The organism is Clostridium thermobutyricum (assembly GCF_000371465.1).
In the GTDB taxonomy this organism is placed as follows: Bacteria; Bacillota; Clostridia; order Clostridiales; family Clostridiaceae; genus Clostridium; species Clostridium thermobutyricum.
This window is the reverse complement of the sequence record NZ_KB850956.1, coordinates 529,764-548,175: the sequence shown is the minus strand read 5'-3', so window position 1 is coordinate 548,175 and position 18,412 is coordinate 529,764. Positions and strand designations below refer to the sequence as shown.

Here is an 18,412-nt window from a genome sequence, read left to right as displayed (position 1 = left end):
CTCTGGCAATTATATAAGTTACATATTTATTTATATTTTATAATTATTTGCAGTTATCTTCTAATAATTTAATTACTTTTACAACTACAACTTCTTTTTCAATCATAGCTTTTTGAGCTGTAGCTAACATTTTAGCCATATCTTCTACTTTGTCTTCTGAAGTGTACATTTTAGCTAATTCTAAAGCTTTTTCATTAACTTCTTCTTCTGTTGCTTTTATATCTTCAGCTTTAGCTAAAGCTTCGATTACTAATTCACCTTTAACTTTCTTTTCAGCATTTTCTTTCATGTATGATCTCATTTTTTCTGTATCATTTCCAGTGAATTGCATGTATTGATCAAGAGTTAATCCTTGATATTTTAATCTATTTTCTAGATCTGCTACCATAGCATCTATTTCTTTTTCTATCATTACAGCTGGAACATCCATTTTTGAGTTTTCAATAACAGCTGTTACTAAAGCATCTTCAAATTCTCTTTTTGCTTTTTCTTCATTAGCTGCAGTTAATTTTTCTCTCATATCTGCTTTTAAAGCTTCTAAAGTTTCAAATTCTGAAACTTCTGATGCAAATTCATCATCTATAGCTGGTAATTCTTTAACTTTAATTTCTTTTACAGTTACTTCGAATTTAGCTTCTTTTCCATTTAATTCTTCTTTTCCATAGTTTTCTGGGAAAGTAACAACAACATCTTTGCTATCATTAACTTTCATTCCAACTAATTGCTCTTCAAAGTTTCCAATGAATGATCCTGAACCAATTTCTAATGGATAATCATGTCCTTCTCCACCTTCAAATGCAACATCTCCGATAAATCCTTTGAAGTCTATAACAGCTATATCTCCGTTTTCAACAGAAGATCCTTCTGCTTTAACTTCTACTCTAGCGCTCTTTTCTTGCATTCCTTTAAGTTGGTTTTCTATTTCTTCTTCTGAAACTTCATATACAGGTTTTTTAATATCTAATCCCTTATATTCTCCTAATTCTATTTCAGGATATACAGTTACTGTAGCTGTATAAACTAATTCTTTTCCTTCACCAACTTCTAATACATCTATTGATGGGAAGTCAACTGGTCTTATATTATTTTCATCTATTACTGATGGGTATGTTTCACTTATTACTGTATTTACAGCATCGTCAAAAAGAACTTCTAATCCGTAGAATTTCTTAACCATTGCCATAGATACTTTTCCTTTTCTGAATCCTGGTATGTTAAATTTATTTCTGTTTTTATTGAATGCTTTATTTAAAGCAGCAGTAAATTTTTCTGCCTCTACTCTTACTTCAAATTTTACAACGTTAGCTTCTATTTTTTCCATTTTAGCTTCCATCTTATTTATTCCTCCTAAAATAGTTCTTATTCACATTTATTAACTAGGATATTATAACACAGTTTAGACCCTATTATCAAACTTTATTGTTACTTACTTCCTATTTTATTCTTTAAAAAGCTTTCCCTGATTATCTAAAATATATTCCACATTTCCAACTTTTACATTAATATTATTTTTCCCTTCATTAGCACCTAGTATTTCTAAGTAATTAGATGCTGAATTCCATATAGCTTTATAAGTAGAATTTTTTATATTATATATCCATAAATATTTATTCTTCGCTGATGCACCAAAATAAGGAAGATTGCTTATATATACTATTGTATCATTATCTATGAAAGTTGGATTTACTCCCCATAAGTAATTAACTCCAGAATCTTTTTCTTTTTGTATCATAGCATCCTTTGAATATTTATCTCCTTTTCTTGAAACATATTCTGCTTTAGTTATATTCTTAACTTCACCATTTATATTTACTAAAAACATATTTTGATTTTCATCTTCTACTACAGCTTCTTTTTTATCTGGAGATATATTACTATAAAAACCTTTTGTTTCTATATTTAAAAATGTTTTATTTCCATCTTGCTCTTGAACTTTAAATTTAACAACCTCATTATCTAAAAGCTTAAACTCTAAATCTGAATCTACTGGAGCAGATGGTTTTTGTTCTCCTACAGTATTTTTAGCTTCTTCTTTTTGAGCTTGATTATTTTTAATTTGTTGATGTTCATTTGAAACAGAATCATTATTAGCCCATGCTTGAAGATTATTGACAATTTGGTTAAAATCCATACCTTTTAGCTTAAACTCATAAAATAGACCTAAAGCAATAAATATGACTACTATTATGCTTATTAAAATTTTCAATCTTCTTTTTTTCATTTTTTTCTCGTAGTCTTTACTAAATATACTCGGTTTAGCCAAATTTGTTCCCTCCCACTTAATATTTATTTTCTATTTTTGCAACATCCAGAACATACTTTAATTCCTAAAGCTCTTTTTTCTTCATCTGTTAGCTTAGCTTCATTTTTTGTATATTCTTCATATTCCATTGTATCTTTTAAAAGCGTATCTTTTTCTAAATGTATCATAACAATTTCTCCTTTAATCTTACCATATTTTTATTTTTAAATAAATTTTGTTTATTTTTGAACATGCAGTTAATATTTATTTATAATCTTTTAAACTTCATTTACATAATGTATAATTTTAATTAGATATAAAATTCTATTTTTTATCCACTAAATAGAGTTTAACAAAAATCTAACCTTTATACATTATTTGTATAAATTTTAAAACCTGTACTTTTTAAGTATAGGTTTTTCTCTTATAAATAAAATTAACATATAACTATATCACAATTCAAGCAATATAATTATATGTTATATGTTTTAACTAATATAGTTCATAGGATTAGTATGTCTTCCATTTATTCTAACTTCAAAATGTAAGTGAGGTCCTGTACTCATACCAGTACTTCCAACTTTAGCAATAGCTTGTCCTCTTTGTACTTTCTGTCCATTTGACACAAGTAAACTACTTGAATGTGCATAAAGAGTTTGAACTCCTCCACCATGATCAATTACAATAGTTTGTCCATAACCACTCATCCATCCTGAATATACTACAGTTCCACTATTAGCTGCCATTGTAGTTGCTCCATAAGGTGCTGCAAAATCAGTTCCAGTATGGAATCCATTTGGATTTCCTGTAACAGGATGTTTTCTTGGTCCATAATTACTTGATATTCCATATCCACTTGGTCTAATAAATCCACTAGAAGATGGAGCACTTCCACCTTGATTTCCTATATTATCAAATATCCCATCAATTTTTTGTTGAAGCTCTTTATTAAAATCTATTAAATCTCCGATTTGATTTTCAATTGACTTTTCTTTGTTTTCTAATTTACTTAAAATATCTCTTTTTTCATTTTCTATCTTTTCTAAGTCATCTACTTGCGCTTGCCATTTATTTCTTTCAACTATAGCCTTATCTTGAAGCTTTTGTTCTTCTGCTCTACTTTCTTCAACTCTCTTTTTATCTTCTTCAACCTTTGTTCTATTTTCTATAATTGACTTTTTTTCATTTTCTAATTGAACATTTAATTCTTGTATTTCTGTTATAAGTTGTTTGTCTGTTTTTAATATTTTATCTATGTTAAATAATGTTGAGAAGAAATCTCCAATACTTTCACTTGAGAAAAGCATATGTAAAAATTGTGCTTGGAAATCCATTTTATAATAACTACTTAATCTTTCTCCTAAAATTTGTTCTCTTTTCGCTTTTTCTTCTTCATTCTGCTGTATATCAACTTCTGTTTTATCTATTTGCCTTTGCATTTCTGCCATTCTATTTTCTAAATCATTTATTTCACTTGTTATTGAATCTATCTTTTTTTGATATTCATCTACAACACTTTGATATTTATCAAGATTTTTAGTCATTTCTTCAATTTCTTTCATTACTTTTGAAAGTTTTTGAACCTCTTTATCTTTTTCATTCTTTAGATCTTCTTTTTCCTTTTCAAGCTCATTAATTTTTTCTTTATTAGCATTAATTTGGTTTTGTGATTTTGTATCAGCAGATGCCACTACATCACTTATAAGTGGTGTAGTAATAGCAACAGCTAATAACATAGTACAAAGCCTTTTTTTATTCATAAATTTAAATCCCCCTTAAATTAATTTCTAAAGTGAAAAATTCTCTACATTGTTAACAATCCATTTTCCATCTTTATAAATTACATTTGTAAAAAACTTTTTATTTTCTTTTGTATTTGAAATCCCTATTATTCCAAAGATATTTTTACTTATAGTATAATTTACATCACATACTACAGTTCCTTTATACATACCATTCTCATAAGTAAAATTACTTTTTTCTTTGTCAATAGTTAAATTATCTAATTTATAATCATTTTTTAAGAATACATAGTTTTTTTCTAATATAGAGTAAATTTTATTTTTTGCATCATCTGAAGCCCCTGTGATACTATCTTTACTCTCATTATTTAATGCTGTAAAAACACTTGAATAAAATCCTTGTATAACACTATCTACTTCAGACCACAGAGCATCATTTGCCATATTAAGAGTTAAGTTTACCTCTGAATTATTTTCTAATTGGACTTTAGGTCCTTCAACTTTTCCCCAAGGAAATTGTTTTTCTATACTTAAAGATACACTTCCATCTACTGGCATAGGCCCAATATCCTTAAATTGTTCTACAGTTTTACCTGAACTAACTCCATTTATTAATACAGTGGCGTCTTTATATAGAGATTTTACTGTTACTGTATCTCCTCTTAAATCTAAATTTATATTTGTATTGTCTACGACTGCTATTTCTCCAGTTTCCTTTATTAAGCCATATTTGCTATCAACAGTACCTTCTAAAGTATATTCACCTGGAATTAAATTTTTAACTACTTTTCCTTGTTCAATTTGTTGGCCATCTAAAGTTATATTTGTATTACTTAAATTAGAATTTACCTTTAAATCAAAAGTTTTAAGATTTATATAATATTTATCTCCTAAAAATCCTTTTTCTTTTTTAAGTTCCATAATTTTTGATGTACCATTATTTTTTACTAAGTCTACAAATTCACTCACTTTATCACTTCTGTTTTGAAAATATTTTGCTAGTGGCTTTAATTCATTTCCTGTTGCTTTTTTACCATTAACTTTTATTATGCTATTTAAAGTTCTAACATTTCCATCTTCTAAACCTACTTGAAGTTTATTTAAAACTTGTTGACTATTATTTTTAGGTGTTCCTAAAAAATATCCTAAACATAAACATAAAATTAATACTATTGGAATTAAAATCTTCTTATATTTACTTGCAAATTCTAATAATTTTAGTTTATTAGGATATTTCAAAAGTTTTGTATATTCAGCAGTTTTATCTTTCAATTTATCTAAATCCACATTTTTTTTCATTTTATACACAACCTTTTATTAATATAATATAATAATCATTAATTTAAAATCAATATTTTTAACTTTTTCTTAATAAGTTTGAATTTATATATATTTTAATAATGGGTATGATAAAATCATACCCATTAATTTATTACTCTAATATGTCAATTAGCCATTTTCCACAGTCTACACACTTAAATATTCTTATTACAAATAGATCTAATTTATTTTCTGCTAATACATTTTTATATTTATCAACTTCTTCTTTAGTTACAAACTCATCATTTTCATCTATATATCCATGAATTTGTATAAAGTAGTTATTTCTGCTTTTATTACAACATTCATTATCATCTGCTGTAACTATTTTTTCGTATTCTAAATAATTTGCGAAATCTTGAATTATATAAATAATATCCTCATAATCTTCAATGTTATCTATAAAATCTTCTTCATAAAAAACAAGATCTTTAATTTTAAAAAGTTCTTTCATATTCTTTCCTCCAATATAAGTATACTTTATCTTTACTTAATATATTCATATAATACTATGCTATAATATAAAAAACAATTTTTATTTAAGGAGACAAACAATGATTTTTGATACTCATATGCATACTGAATTATCATCTGATAGCCAAATGAAACTTTCCTCTATAATAGAAAAATCTAAAGAATTAAAAATTGGAGTAATATTAACTGATCATTTAGACTTAAACTATCATATAAAAAATGAATTTAGAGTTGATTTAGATAAATTCTTTGAAAAATACTCAAGCTATAGAAATGATAATTTACTTCTAGGTGTTGAAGTTGGATTAAGTTCAAGTATTGTAAAAGAAAATACTGAAAAAACAAATAAATATCCATTTGATTATATTATAGGTTCTGTTCATTCTGTTGATGATGAAGATATCTATTTAACTTATTCTAAAAAAGGATTAAATAGAGAAGATTATTTTAAAAATTATTTAAATGCAGTTATTAAATATATTACTGAGTTTAATAATTTTGATTCTTTAGGTCATATTGACTATCCTTGTCGTTATTGTAATTATGAAAATAATAATTTAAATGTATCTGAACATGGGGAATATTTAAAACAAATTTTTCCTATTTTAATTAAAAACGGACAAGCTTTAGAAATAAACACTAGAAGATTACATTTAGAAGATGTTTATAAATCTACTTTGGATATTTATGAGCTTTATGCTAAATGTGGTGGAAAATATGTTACATTAGGATCTGATGCTCATACTGATGATGCTATTGGCGCAAACTTTAATATTGCTTTAGAAATTTGCAAAAAACTTTCTTTGAAGCCAGTCTATTTTAAAAATAGAAAAATGATATTAATGTAATTAAAAAGGTCTTTAGTAAAACTAAAGACCTTTTTAATTATTTTTTTATTTTTTTAATTGCATATTCTAAGGCATTTTCTATATTATTATTGTTCTTTCCTCCACCTTGAGCTAGAAACTTACTTCCTCCACCTCTCCCATCAATTAGAGTTATAGAATCTTTTAATAAACTTCCCATATCAATATCACTATCTTTAGAGGATGCAAATATAAGATTTGCCTTCTCTCCATTAGTTATCCCAACTAATGATAGTGTTTTTTCTATAGAACATATTTTTTCTATAACTTTATTTATATTTTTAATATTTCCGTTCTCATATACTTTTTTAAATACTTTTATCCCATTTATTACTTCACATTTACTTAAAATTTCTTTTACTTCATAATCACTTGTTTTTTCTAAAAGTTCTCTATTTTGATTTTTTAGATTTTTTATATCTTCTTTTAAATTTTCAATTCCTTTTATAACTTCGTCCTCACTACAACTTAAATAATTACAAACTTTTTTTGAAAAATTATCTTTGATTATATAATCATTTATAGCTCTTTTTCCTGCTAAATATTCAATTCTAGTATTTCCTTTATGCCCTTCAGCTCTCTTTAACTTTATACATTGAAGTTCTATTGTTCTACTAGGATGAACTCCACAACACGCATTTATATCCAAATCTTCTATTTTTACAACTCTTATTTTTTCATCTGTTTTAGGTAAATCTCTTCTAAGTCCTAGCTTCTTTAACTCTCTTCTTTCAGGAAATAAAAATTCAACTTTTAGATTCTTAAAAATATTTTCATTTGCATAAGCTTCTGCTTTTCTTATTTGTTCTTCTGTTAATTTTCCTACTATATCTATAGTACTAATCTCTTTTCCTAAATGTATTCCAGCAGTATTTTGATTAAATAACTTAAAAAAGCATCCTGACAAAAGATGCTGAGCTAAGTGTTGCTGCATATAATCAAATCTTCTATCCCAATTAATTTCACATTTTAATCTATGTTTTTTTAATATTTCTTTTTCTACTACGTGATATATCTCTCCATCTTTTTCATATACTTCTAATACTTCAACACCTACTATAGTTCCTATATCATGTGGTTGCCCTCCTCCACCTGGGAAAAATGCTGTCTTATCTAATGTTATATGATATTTATCTTCTTTTTTTTCTACACCCGTCACTTCTGCAAAAAAATCTTTTATATAGCCATCAACATAATATAATTTTTCCATTTAATCACGTCACTTTCTTTAATCTTTTATAAAAAGTATAGCAAAAAGGAATTATATAAAAAAGTATTAACTTTTTATATAATTCCTTTATTTATCTTATTAAACTATAAAAAATGCCGCTGAAACTATTATATATACTGCTAAAAGTTGCACTCCTTCAAGCCAATTTGATTCTCCATCATTTGCTACTCTATTAGCTATAAAAACTGATGCTATAAGTGCCACTAATTCAAATTCATTAAATATTATACTCATAGGAGAAAATAGTAGACTTAAAAATATTAAAATTGGTGCAACAAAAAGTACTATTTGTAAACTTGATCCTATTGCAATTTCTAATGCAACATCCATTTTATTTTTTATTGCCATAATAACTGCTGTACTATGTTCTGCTGCATTACCTATTATAGGAATTATTATTATTCCTACAAAGAATTCACTAAGACCTAAAGCATGCGTCATAGGTTCTACAGCACCTACTAAAATTTCAGATTCTACTGCAATAACAATTGTGGCTAAAAGTAAAACAAAAATAGCTTTCCACATGCTCCATCCTTTTTCTACTTTATGATTAGAATTACCTCCAATTTCTTCTATCGCATATATATCTTTATGTGTAAAAAATGAAAAAATCAAACTTAATATGTATATTACAATCATTATTATTCCAACTAAAATACTTAATCCTTCATACTTTGTATTTAAAAGATTTATATCCATAGTATGTGTGAATATTGCAGGAATTGTTAATCCAATTACAGAAAATAACAACATACTGGAGCTAACTTCAATAATATTTTTATTAAACTTTTGAGTTTTATGTTTTATTCCACCAGCGAGAATACTAAGACCTAACACAAGTAACACATTTCCTATAACTGAACCTGCTATAGAAGATTTTACAACTTCAAATAATCCTTTTTTAAGTGCAAAAAATGATATTATAAGTTCTGTAGCATTTCCAAAAGTTGCATTTATAAATCCTCCTAATTTTGGTCCCGTATAAATTGAAATAGCTTCTGTAGCCTCTCCCATAAGTCCAGCTAATGGAATTATTGCCAAAGCTGCTAAAATAAATATTACAGTTTCATTAAAATTAAAAAACTTAGCTATTATACTTATTGGAACAAATATTAATAGAACTCTTAAAAATTTCATTATCATACCTCTTTTCCATAATCGAATAAAAATATATTTATTTTTAAAGCAAATAAATTATTTATTATATTTTAAGTTTTAATTTATTTTAACTAAAAATATTTTTATTTTTATACTCATATATTTAAAAATATATTATTTAGTATTCTTTTTTTTATTAATTTTTATTCTCTATGAACCTTTTTATTAAGAAATAATAAATTTAAGAAAACTCTTTGGAAACCCTGTATTTGTAATATTTTAGGAGTATTTTTCTTTTTTGATGTTTTAAATTTATTAATATACATTCAAAATTTTTAGTATTGACTATTATTTTTTTCAGATATATAATAAGCACATGCAGTACAATTGCTGCAGTTGCAAAAGATAATTAATAAAGACAATGATAAGAGCAAGTAGAAGTATCTAAGCTTAACAGAAAGTTGCCGGTTGATGAGAGGCGCAAGGACATTTACTTTGAATACGTCTTGGAGTCATGCATTGAACGTTAATTTTTAATTAGTAGGTGTTATCGGATAAGCTTCGTTAAAGCTATTAAGGTTACATATAAATTTTATGTAATAAATTAAGGTGGTACCGCGTGATATAATCTCGTCCTTTGTTATAGGATGAGTTTTTTTTATACGCAAAAACTCTTATTATAATTATTTTTTGTAAATCTTACTCATTTAATTAAATTTTATACATGGTTGGGTGTAAAGCAAAAAAGCCTACAAAAATAACTTTTTGAAGACCTTTCAAATAAAACTAATCATTCAGGAATAACCTCGGAAATTATTCGTGAATAACATCTTTCTCACTCAGGTTAGTTGAATATATTTTCTTCATTAAGATTTTGCTTAAATTAGTCCTTAATATTTGTATATAAATCAAATCACCCAACCTAGTATAGAAAAATATTTGCAAGAATTCCTACAACATTGCAAATACTAATTCTAAATGAAGAAATTTAATAACATTTTTATATAACTCTATTATATTTCTTTATTTAAACAAGGTCAACTATATTCAATAAGATAGGACTAAAATTAAAATTTTATTTAAATTATAATGGAGGAAAAATTATGGAAAACGTATTAGACACACTAAAAGAACGTGGATACATTAAACAATTCACACATGAAAATGAAACTAGAGAATTATTAGGTAAAGAGAAAATAACATTCTACATTGGATTTGATCCAACTGCTGATAGCTTACATGTTGGTCATTTCATAGCATTAATGTTTATGGCTCATATGCAAAGAGCTGGTCATAGACCTATTGTATTAATAGGTGGTGGTACTGTTACTATCGGAGATCCAAGTGGAAAAACTGACATGAGAAAAATGCTTACTGATGAACAAATTCATCACAATGTTGAATCAATAAAATCACAAATGTCAAGATTTATTGATTTCTCAGATGATAAAGCAATATTAGTAAATAATGCTGATTGGCTTAGAGGATTAAACTACATTGATTTCTTAAGAGAAGTTGGTGGACATTTTACAGTAAACAAAATGTTAGCTGCTGAATGTTTTAAAAGAAGATTTGAAGCTGATAGAGGTTTATCATTCTTAGAATTTAACTACATGTTAATGCAAGCTTACGATTTCTTAGTTTTAAATGAAAAGTTCGGATGTAAAATGGAATTAGGTGGAGACGACCAATGGTCAAATATGATTGCTGGTGTTGACTTAGTTAGAAAGAAAAAATCTAAGAGCGTATACGCTATGACTTGTAGTCTTTTAACAAACAGCGAAGGTGAAAAAATGGGTAAAACAGTTGGCGGAGCTTTATGGCTTGACCCTGAAAAAGTATCTCCTTTTGAATTCTTCCAATACTGGAGAAACATCGATGATGCTGACGTTGAAAAATGCTTAAAATTATTAACATTCGTTGAAATGGATGAAATCAGATCATTATGTGATGTTGAAGGTGCAGAAATAAATAAAGCTAAACAAAGATTAGCATTTGAAGTTACCAAATTAGTTCACGGTGAAGAAGAAGCACAAAAAGCTGCTAAAGCTGCTGAAGCTCTATTCAATGGTGGAGTTGATTTAGAAAATGTTCCAACTATTGAACTTTCAGAAGATAAACTTGGAACTAGCTTAATAGACTTATTAGTAGAATTTAAAGTTCTTCCTTCAAAATCAGAAGCTAGAAGATTACTACAACAAAACGGTTTATCATTAAACAATGAAAAAGTTACTGATATTTCAGCTACTTTAAATAAAGAACATTTTGCAGAAGGATTTGCAATGATCAAAAAAGGTAAAAAAGGATTTACAAAAGTTGTTATAAAATAATTAAAATAAATTAATCAACCAAATTAAAATTAATCAACCAAATTAAAATTAATCAACCAAAACAAATTTAATCAACCAAATTAGAAATCTTGTTAATTAATATAATAACTTTTAAAATTATAATCTATACTACTACAAATATACGGATTAAAACCTATCTATTAAATTAGATAGGTTTTTTTATTTATTTAAAGTTAATTCATATCTTCCATATATAATTGTATAAGTAAAAGAGGTGATTTATATTGAATTTTACTATTATAAAAGAAGTTTTTATATTATTTTTAATTATGCTTGTAGGAATTTTTATTAGAAAAAAAAATATAATTTCTGAAGAAAGCATTGGATCTATGTCAAACTTTTTAATTAAAGTTTCACTTCCCTTTTTAATACTATCTTCATTTAATTATAAAATAACACATTCAGTTATTCATAATGCAATATTAATATTTATTTTTTCAACTATAATACACATTTTCCTTTATGTATTAAGTAAACTTTTAGCATTAAAATTATCTAAAGAAAATAAAGCAATTTGTGTATTCTCTAATTTATTTTCAAACTCTGGTTTTATGGGTTATCCTATAATGGCTGGACTTTATGGAAAATTAGGTGTTTTTTATACTGCAATTTATGGAATACCTTATTGTATATTCCTATTTAGTATTGGAATAATACTATTTAATAAAGAAGAAAATAATAAATTAAAAATTATTAAAAACATAGTTTTTAGTCCAGGTATTATTGCTACTTTACTAGGAATTGTTCTTATCATTTTCAATTTAGAACTTCCTTCACCTATACAATCAACTCTTAGTTACATAGGAAATATGACTACTCCACTATCAATGATAATTGTTGGAGCTATGTTAAGTTCTATAAATTTAAAGGAAATGTTTAAAGAAAAGCTTCTATATTATATAAGTTTTACAAAACTTATATTAATACCAATACTAATTTTCTTTTTAACCACAATTTTGGGTGCAACACCATTTATAAGAAGTATATGTGTATTATTAGAAGCATTACCTGTTGCAGTTGTATGTTCAGTTTTTGCAAGTAGCTTTAAAGTAAAGCCTGAATTTGCTGCTCAATGTGTTTTTATTACAACTATTTTTTCTATTATAACAATACCTATAATAATGAATATAGTATAAAAAGGTATCAAGAAAATCTTGATACCTTTTTATTTTATTTATTTATTTTTTTGTCATTATATATCTTTTGTAATTTATCTTGAATTGCTTTTTCTATTTTTTCCATGTACTCTGCAAATACTTTTTTATCATTTAAGAAAGGTGAAAGTACACAAGCTCTTAGCACTGTTACTTTTTGTACTTTATCCCACTCTTCTCTTGAAATTCCTATATTATTAACATATCCAAATGGACTGTCACCATAATCTGGAACAGCAAAATCTGTATGAGAAGTAATAAAATCATTGCTATATAATCCACCTCTAACATATGATGCTTCTTCATAGAAATCATGGTTTAATTGATTCATTTTTTCTAAGTCTGTATTGCCTACTTCATTAAATGCAAAATCCACCATATTAAAGTCTGGTCTTATAAGAGTATGTAATATTATTTCTTTTCCATCAACAACAAACTTCTTATCACTTAAATATTCATATAGATTCATTGCTCCTTCAATAGAAGCTCCTATAAGTCTACCATATCCTGTAATATTAAGTGGTAAAGTTCTATGTGCTGCCCAAACTCCAGCTGCTGTTGCTCCAGCTTTTGACCCTTCAAGCATAAATGCCCCAAGTAATGCTGGAATATCCATTCCTTTTTCAAATACATATGTTGCAAAATAAGAAATTGAATCTCTCATTCTCTTATCTTTAATTACTATTCCACCTGCTGAATATGGAATATATCCCATCTTATGAGGGTCAATAGTAACTGTATCTGCTTCACTTATAGCTTTAAATGCTTCATAAGTGTCATCTTCAGGCCATTTTGTATTTGGATCTAAAATAACTCCATGCTCTTTATATTTTTCTTTAAGTTTATCTTTTGGAATAAAACTAAAGTCTTCATCTAAGAATATTGATCTTGCATATCCTCCATAAGCAGCATCTATATGTACATAGAAATGAATTCCTTCTTTTGCAAGTCTATCTCTAACTTCAATTATTTTGTGAATATCATCAACAGCACCTTCTTCTGTTGAACCAACAACTCCTACAACTCCAAATACAGGAATTTTTTGTGCTGCAAATTCTCTTATTTTCTTTTCTAGAAGCTCAGTATCCATTCTGAATTTTTCATTTACTTCTATAGCTTCTACATTTTCAAGACCAACTCCAATAATATCAGCTGCTTTAAGCCATGAATAATGTTTAGTTTGTGGAATTATCCATTTACCTAATTTAGCTATTTTTTCAACACCTTCTCTTGCTGAATGTTCTTTTAATTCATCAAGCTTATCAGGCACTTTTTCAACTAAATCTAATATTTCTTTAACTGACATATTTAAAAGTTGCCATTCATCTTTTCCTTCTACTAATTCAGGAGCAACTTCTTTCATAGCAAGTGGTAATGATTTAATATTTCTTGCATACCAAATCGCTTCAAGGTTAGCAATTGAACCATCTGCACAAATATGACCCCAACCAATATCATCTTGATATCCCATTAATTTTGCAAAATCTTCTCCAACTTCTTCTTCCATTTGTGAAGTTCCTGGTGAAGATTCATATGCAACGTTATTTCCATTATATAACATAGCCCCAAAATATCCTAATATTGCTGGCATAAGTGTTTCTGAGTTCATATGACCTAAGAATCTTGGGGAATGCCATGGAAGTGATTGTGATCTAAGTCTTATAGATAATTCTTTAAGAACATCTTCCATTCTATCAACAGATTCTTGGAAGTCTTCTGTCCTTTTTTCTTTTCTATTTATTATTTCTTTATCTTCTGGATGATAATTTTTTCTCCATTCACTATGATCTTCAAACATCATTTTAAGATATTTTTCAAATGTATTTTTATTTTCAGATTTAGGTCCTAAAAATACCGCTTTAAGATTTAAATCCTCATTTGTTTTATCATTCATATTTTTACTCCTTTATTTACAACAAATTATCTTTAATTCAAAACTAAAATTTATTAACTTCTATATTTAATATTTTTTTAGAATAAATTAATCAAATTTTTAATGTCTATGATGATCATTCTTTTTCCAACTTTCTTTTTTAACAGCATAAATTATAAATGGTATTATAAAGAATACAACTGATGCAATTACTTGGAATGCAATATATCCTGGACCTTCACCTGGTCCTAGTATTGATGGTGGTATTAAACTTGCAATTATAGTTAATAAAATACCAACTAAAGCAAGAATAGCTACAAACCACATTGTTCCCATTCCACCTAATCTAAATGGTCTTTCTAATTCAGGCTTACTATATCTTAATTTTATTATTGAGAATATCATTAATACATATGCCAAACAATAAAGTATTGTTGTTGTGATTGTGATTATTAGGAATGCGCTATTAACATTTGGTACTACTACATATACAAAAGCTATAATTGAAATTATTATTGCTTGTAAAATTACAAATGTAATAGGAACTCCTTTTCTATTCCTCTTTTGGAATACTGGTGGTAGTAATCCTTCTTCTGCAACTTTAATCATTGCTTTTGAAGGTCCAAGTACCCAAGCACTTAATTGTGCAAGTATTCCTATTGTTATCATCCATCCAATTATATTTACAAAAATTGATGGCATACCTAATCCCTCAAAATAAATTGCGAAAGGTTGTAATATGTTAGATAATTGCATTTCTCCATTTGGAACAGCATTTGACATTGTTAAACCTGTTACTAAATTTAATATAATGATTATTATTAATGTAAAAATAACTGCTATAGGATAATTTCTCTTTGGATTATCAATATTATTTGCATGAACTGAAGAAATTTCTATTCCTGCAAATATGAATATAACTCCTGAGAAATAAGTTAATGTTCCTGCACTATTAAAATCTGGGAACATCTTTCTAAATTCAAATCCTCCAGCTAAGTATCCTCTTGGATTTATTCCAAATTTAGCTAAATAAGCTAACCCTAAAATTATAAGAAGAATAAAAGGAATATATACTCCTATTATTGCTCCCCAGTTACCAACAACTTTAACCATATCATATCTTAAGTTAAGAAGAGTAACTAGCCAATATGCAATTAGAATACAAATAAATACAAATAAATTATTTTGTGAAAGTGATGGCATTCCTATAGCATATCCTAACATAACTCCTATTGTTGATGAAATCATAACCATTCCGAAAAACATTTGAACCCATAAAAGCCATGATGTTACAAATCCAAATTTTTCTCCAAAAGCTTCCTTAACCCAAACTTGAGGTCCTCCCTCTTTTGGATATGCAGTTGCAAGTTCAGCTGCAATTAAAGCTATTGGGATGGCGAATAAAATAACTGCTCCAATTAAATAAGAAATCTGTGACCAACCTGTTATTGCTAAGGTAGGAACACTTCTTACAGTACCAAAAAAAGCCATTGTAATTCCTATTAATTGAACCAAGCTAAGCTTCTTTTCTTCACTTCCCATAAAGATCCTTCCTTTCTTAAGTAATAAATTAATCTACTTTGTCGATTATTGTAGATTTACTTCATTAAAAGTATTCTCTTTTCAAACCTTATTTATACAAGACTAATTTTTACAATAAAGGAATAAAAGCATAAAAAAAAAAATTGCTAGTACATAAGTACTAGCAATTTATATCATTCAGAAATTATTTTCTGTTGTATATTCTTTCTAATTTTCTTTGAATAGCTGCATCTACTTTTTCCATGTATTCATCAAATGTAGCTAAATCGTTTATGAATGGTGAAAGTACACAAGCTCTTAATACAGTAACTTTTTGTTCTTTATCCCATTCAGCTCTTGAGAATCCAAGTCTTTCAACATATGAGAATGGGCTGTTTCCATATTCAGGAACTGCAAAGTCAGTGTGTGAAGTTATGAAGTCATTATCATATAATCCACCATTTACATATGAAGCTTCTTCATAGAAGTCATGGTTTAATTTATTCATAACTTTTAAGTCAGTGTTTCCTTCTTCATTGAATGAGAAGTCTAACATGTTGAAGTCTGGTTGAACTAATGTGTGAAGTATAACTTTCTTACCATTAACCATAAATTCTTTGTTTTCGAAGTGTTTGTGTAAGTTCCAAGCACCTTCAATACCAGCTCCTATTAATTTTCCGTATCCAGTAATGTTTAGTGGAACTGTTCTGTGAGCTGTCCAAACTGATGCAGCAGTAGCTCCAGCTTTTGATCCTTCAAGCATGAATGCTCCAAGTAATGCAGGAATATCCATTCCTTTTTCAAATACATAAGTAGCGAAGTATGAGATTACTTCTCTCATTCTTGTATCTTTTATAACTATTCCACCAGCTGAGTAAGGAATATATCCCATTTTGTGTGGGTCAATAGTTACAGTTTCAGCTTCACTTATAGCTTTGAAAGCTTGGTAAGTATCATCTGATGGCCATTGAGTTTCTTCATTTAAGAATACTCCATGTTCCATATATTTTGCATGTAATTGATCTTGAGGTATGAAATCATAGTTTTCATCTAAGAATATTGATCTAGCATATCCACCGTATGCAGCATCAATGTGTACATAGAAGTATATTCCTTCTTTAGCTAATTTATCTCTTAAAGCTATGATTTTGTGTATGTCATCAACAGCACCTTCTTCAGTTGATCCAACAACACCAACAACTCCTAAAGTAGGAATTCCTTGTTCAGCATTAGCTCTAATTTTAGATTCTAAAAGCTCAACATCCATTCTGAATAATTCATTAACATCTACTTCTTCAACATTTTCAGTTCCTAAACCGATTATATCAGCAGCTTTTAACCATGAGTAGTGCTTAGTTCTTGGTACAAACCATTTACCTAATTTAGCAATTTTTTGTCCGCATCCTCTTGCTGATTTTTCTTTTATTAAATCGAAATCTTTAGCTTTGTCAGCTAAGTCTAAGATTTCTTCTGTTGACATATTTAATAATTCCCATTCAGTTTTTCCTTCAACTAATTCTGGAGCAACTTCTTGCATTGCAAGTGGTAATGATTTTATGTTTCTAGCATACCAAATAGCTTCTAAGTTAGCAATTGATCCATCTGCACAGATATGTCCCCAACCATTTTTGTATCCCATTAATTGAGCAAAATCAGCTCCTACTTCTTCTTCCATTTCTGAAGTACCTGGTGATGATTCGTAAGCAACGTTATTTCCATTGTATAACATTGCAGCAAAGTATCCTAATATTGCTGGCATTAAAGTTTCTGAGTTCATGTGTCCTAAGAATCTTGGTGAATGCCATGGTAATGATTTTGATCTTAATTTTATTGATAATTGAGTTAATACATCCTCAACTTTTTCTGAAGTCATAGCAAAATCTTCTGCTTTGAAATCATCTCTTTTTATTATTGGTTGATCTTCTGGGTGATAGTTCTTTCTCCACTCACTGTGATCTTCAAATAATCTGTTAAGGTGTTTTGTATAAACATCTTTATTTTCTGATTTTGGCCCTAAGAATAAGGCTTTTAAGTTTACATCTCTCTCACTCATCGTTAGTACATCTCCTTAAACTTCTATAATATGACCATTTAAAATAGTTTTTATTAAGCCTACAACAACTTCAAAACTCCATTTTAAATTACCATATATCCAATTTTAAATATTATATATATATAAATTAATTTAAGCATTAGCTACAAATTAATTTTTATCTTATTTACTTGTTAACATTTCGTATTAATACAAAGCTTAACTTCACTACAAATTATAGCTTGTATTAATACTTAATAATGTTAACCTGATTCTTATAAATTTATCTTATATAGTCCTTATAAAACAAATTTATAAGAATAAAAATTTTAGATTAATAAATCTTTAAATAATTCCTAGTAAATAAATTTTCTTTTTCAATTAAATGTTTTAATTTCAAAAGTTTTCTTTTACTCAATAATAAATTTTCTTCACTATTTATTAAAAATAATTTCTTATTCTCTATAGCCCGTAGATAATATTCAATTATTTTTAAAACTTTTTCAGT

Annotated in this window: 14 protein-coding genes and 1 other annotated feature; of the genes, 3 read left to right on the top strand and 11 right to left on the bottom strand. The window is 27.2% G+C overall.

Translation table 11 applies throughout. The features are described from left to right. Positions 1-43: 43 nt before the first annotated feature. The 6 genes from tig to HMPREF1092_RS02395 all read right to left on the bottom strand — a co-directional run bounded on the left by tig (position 44) and on the right by HMPREF1092_RS02395 (position 5,758). Complete coding sequence (tig, locus tag HMPREF1092_RS02415; RefSeq protein WP_002596999.1) at positions 44-1,333, bottom strand: trigger factor; 1,290 nt, start codon at positions 1,331-1,333, stop codon at positions 44-46. Between the two features lie 105 nt (positions 1,334-1,438). Then, positions 1,439-2,263, bottom strand: a complete 825-nt coding sequence (locus HMPREF1092_RS02410; protein ID WP_002596998.1) for a hypothetical protein — start codon at positions 2,261-2,263, stop codon at positions 1,439-1,441. A 23-nt stretch (positions 2,264-2,286) separates the two neighbouring features. Continuing rightward, complete coding sequence (locus HMPREF1092_RS17055; protein WP_002596997.1) at positions 2,287-2,430, bottom strand: hypothetical protein; 144 nt, start codon at positions 2,428-2,430, stop codon at positions 2,287-2,289. A 300-nt stretch (positions 2,431-2,730) separates the two neighbouring features. Then, the gene (locus HMPREF1092_RS16400) at positions 2,731-4,002 is read right to left on the bottom strand and encodes a murein hydrolase activator EnvC family protein (protein WP_002596996.1); all 1,272 of its coding nucleotides are present in this window, start codon (positions 4,000-4,002) and stop codon (positions 2,731-2,733) included. Between the two features lie 27 nt (positions 4,003-4,029). Beyond that, positions 4,030-5,283, bottom strand: coding sequence for a TcaA 3rd/4th domain-containing protein (locus HMPREF1092_RS02400; protein WP_002596995.1), 1,254 nt, complete (start codon positions 5,281-5,283; stop codon positions 4,030-4,032). A gap of 133 nt (positions 5,284-5,416) precedes the next feature. After that, a complete protein-coding gene (locus HMPREF1092_RS02395; protein WP_002596994.1) occupies positions 5,417-5,758 on the bottom strand; it encodes a hypothetical protein in 342 nt (113 codons plus the stop codon). Positions 5,759-5,858: 100 nt separating this feature from the next. Here HMPREF1092_RS02395 and HMPREF1092_RS02390 point away from each other — a divergent pair, with 100 nt between their 5' ends. Next, positions 5,859-6,626, top strand: a complete 768-nt coding sequence (locus tag HMPREF1092_RS02390; RefSeq protein WP_002596993.1) for a histidinol-phosphatase HisJ family protein — start codon at positions 5,859-5,861, stop codon at positions 6,624-6,626. A 37-nt stretch (positions 6,627-6,663) separates the two neighbouring features. Here HMPREF1092_RS02390 and HMPREF1092_RS02385 read toward each other — a convergent pair whose 3' ends face one another. After that, a complete protein-coding gene (locus HMPREF1092_RS02385; RefSeq protein WP_002596992.1) occupies positions 6,664-7,854 on the bottom strand; it encodes an alanyl-tRNA editing protein in 1,191 nt (396 codons plus the stop codon). A gap of 99 nt (positions 7,855-7,953) precedes the next feature. Further along, on the bottom strand, positions 7,954-9,012 hold the full coding sequence (gene cax, locus HMPREF1092_RS02380; protein WP_002596991.1) for a calcium/proton exchanger: 1,059 nt from the start codon (positions 9,010-9,012) through the stop codon (positions 7,954-7,956). A 373-nt stretch (positions 9,013-9,385) separates the two neighbouring features. After that, positions 9,386-9,614 (top strand) — a binding site (T-box leader). A 462-nt stretch (positions 9,615-10,076) separates the two neighbouring features. Here cax and tyrS point away from each other — a divergent pair. Then, a complete protein-coding gene (gene tyrS / locus HMPREF1092_RS02375) occupies positions 10,077-11,303 on the top strand; it encodes a tyrosine--tRNA ligase (protein WP_002596990.1) in 1,227 nt (408 codons plus the stop codon). Positions 11,304-11,548: 245 nt separating this feature from the next. Further along, entirely contained in the window at positions 11,549-12,460 is a 912-nt protein-coding gene (locus tag HMPREF1092_RS02370; protein ID WP_002596989.1) for an AEC family transporter, read from the top strand. 34 nt (positions 12,461-12,494) lie between these two features. Here HMPREF1092_RS02370 and tdc (HMPREF1092_RS02365) read toward each other — a convergent pair whose 3' ends face one another. The 3 genes from tdc (HMPREF1092_RS02365) to tdc (HMPREF1092_RS02355) all read right to left on the bottom strand — a co-directional run bounded on the left by tdc (HMPREF1092_RS02365) (position 12,495) and on the right by tdc (HMPREF1092_RS02355) (position 17,925). Next, a complete protein-coding gene (tdc, locus tag HMPREF1092_RS02365) occupies positions 12,495-14,372 on the bottom strand; it encodes a tyrosine decarboxylase (protein ID WP_002596988.1) in 1,878 nt (625 codons plus the stop codon). Positions 14,373-14,471: 99 nt separating this feature from the next. Further along, positions 14,472-15,893 (bottom strand): tyrosine-tyramine antiporter, encoded by a 1,422-nt coding sequence (gene tyrP / locus HMPREF1092_RS02360; protein WP_002596987.1) that lies wholly within the window; start codon positions 15,891-15,893, stop codon positions 14,472-14,474. A 184-nt stretch (positions 15,894-16,077) separates the two neighbouring features. Further along, positions 16,078-17,925: a tyrosine decarboxylase gene (tdc, locus tag HMPREF1092_RS02355; RefSeq protein ID WP_002596986.1), complete on the bottom strand. Its 1,848-nt coding sequence runs from the start codon at positions 17,923-17,925 to the stop codon at positions 16,078-16,080. Positions 17,926-18,412 lie beyond the last annotated feature (487 nt).

Coding starts and splice junctions, on each gene's coding strand:
- tyrP (WP_002596987.1), bottom strand. CDS start 15,893: ATGGGAAGTGAAGAAAAGAAGCTTAGCTTGGTTCAATTAATAGGAATT.
- tig (WP_002596999.1), bottom strand. CDS start 1,333: ATGGAAGCTAAAATGGAAAAAATAGAAGCTAACGTTGTAAAATTTGAA.
- cax (WP_002596991.1), bottom strand. CDS start 9,012: ATGAAATTTTTAAGAGTTCTATTAATATTTGTTCCAATAAGTATAATA.
- tdc (WP_002596988.1), bottom strand. CDS start 14,372: ATGAATGATAAAACAAATGAGGATTTAAATCTTAAAGCGGTATTTTTA.
- HMPREF1092_RS02385 (WP_002596992.1), bottom strand. CDS start 7,854: ATGGAAAAATTATATTATGTTGATGGCTATATAAAAGATTTTTTTGCA.
- HMPREF1092_RS02390 (WP_002596993.1), top strand. CDS start 5,859: ATGATTTTTGATACTCATATGCATACTGAATTATCATCTGATAGCCAA.
- tdc (WP_002596986.1), bottom strand. CDS start 17,925: ATGAGTGAGAGAGATGTAAACTTAAAAGCCTTATTCTTAGGGCCAAAA.
- HMPREF1092_RS17055 (WP_002596997.1), bottom strand. CDS start 2,430: ATGATACATTTAGAAAAAGATACGCTTTTAAAAGATACAATGGAATAT.
- HMPREF1092_RS02395 (WP_002596994.1), bottom strand. CDS start 5,758: ATGAAAGAACTTTTTAAAATTAAAGATCTTGTTTTTTATGAAGAAGAT.
- tyrS (WP_002596990.1), top strand. CDS start 10,077: ATGGAAAACGTATTAGACACACTAAAAGAACGTGGATACATTAAACAA.
- HMPREF1092_RS02400 (WP_002596995.1), bottom strand. CDS start 5,283: ATGAAAAAAAATGTGGATTTAGATAAATTGAAAGATAAAACTGCTGAA.
- HMPREF1092_RS16400 (WP_002596996.1), bottom strand. CDS start 4,002: ATGAATAAAAAAAGGCTTTGTACTATGTTATTAGCTGTTGCTATTACT.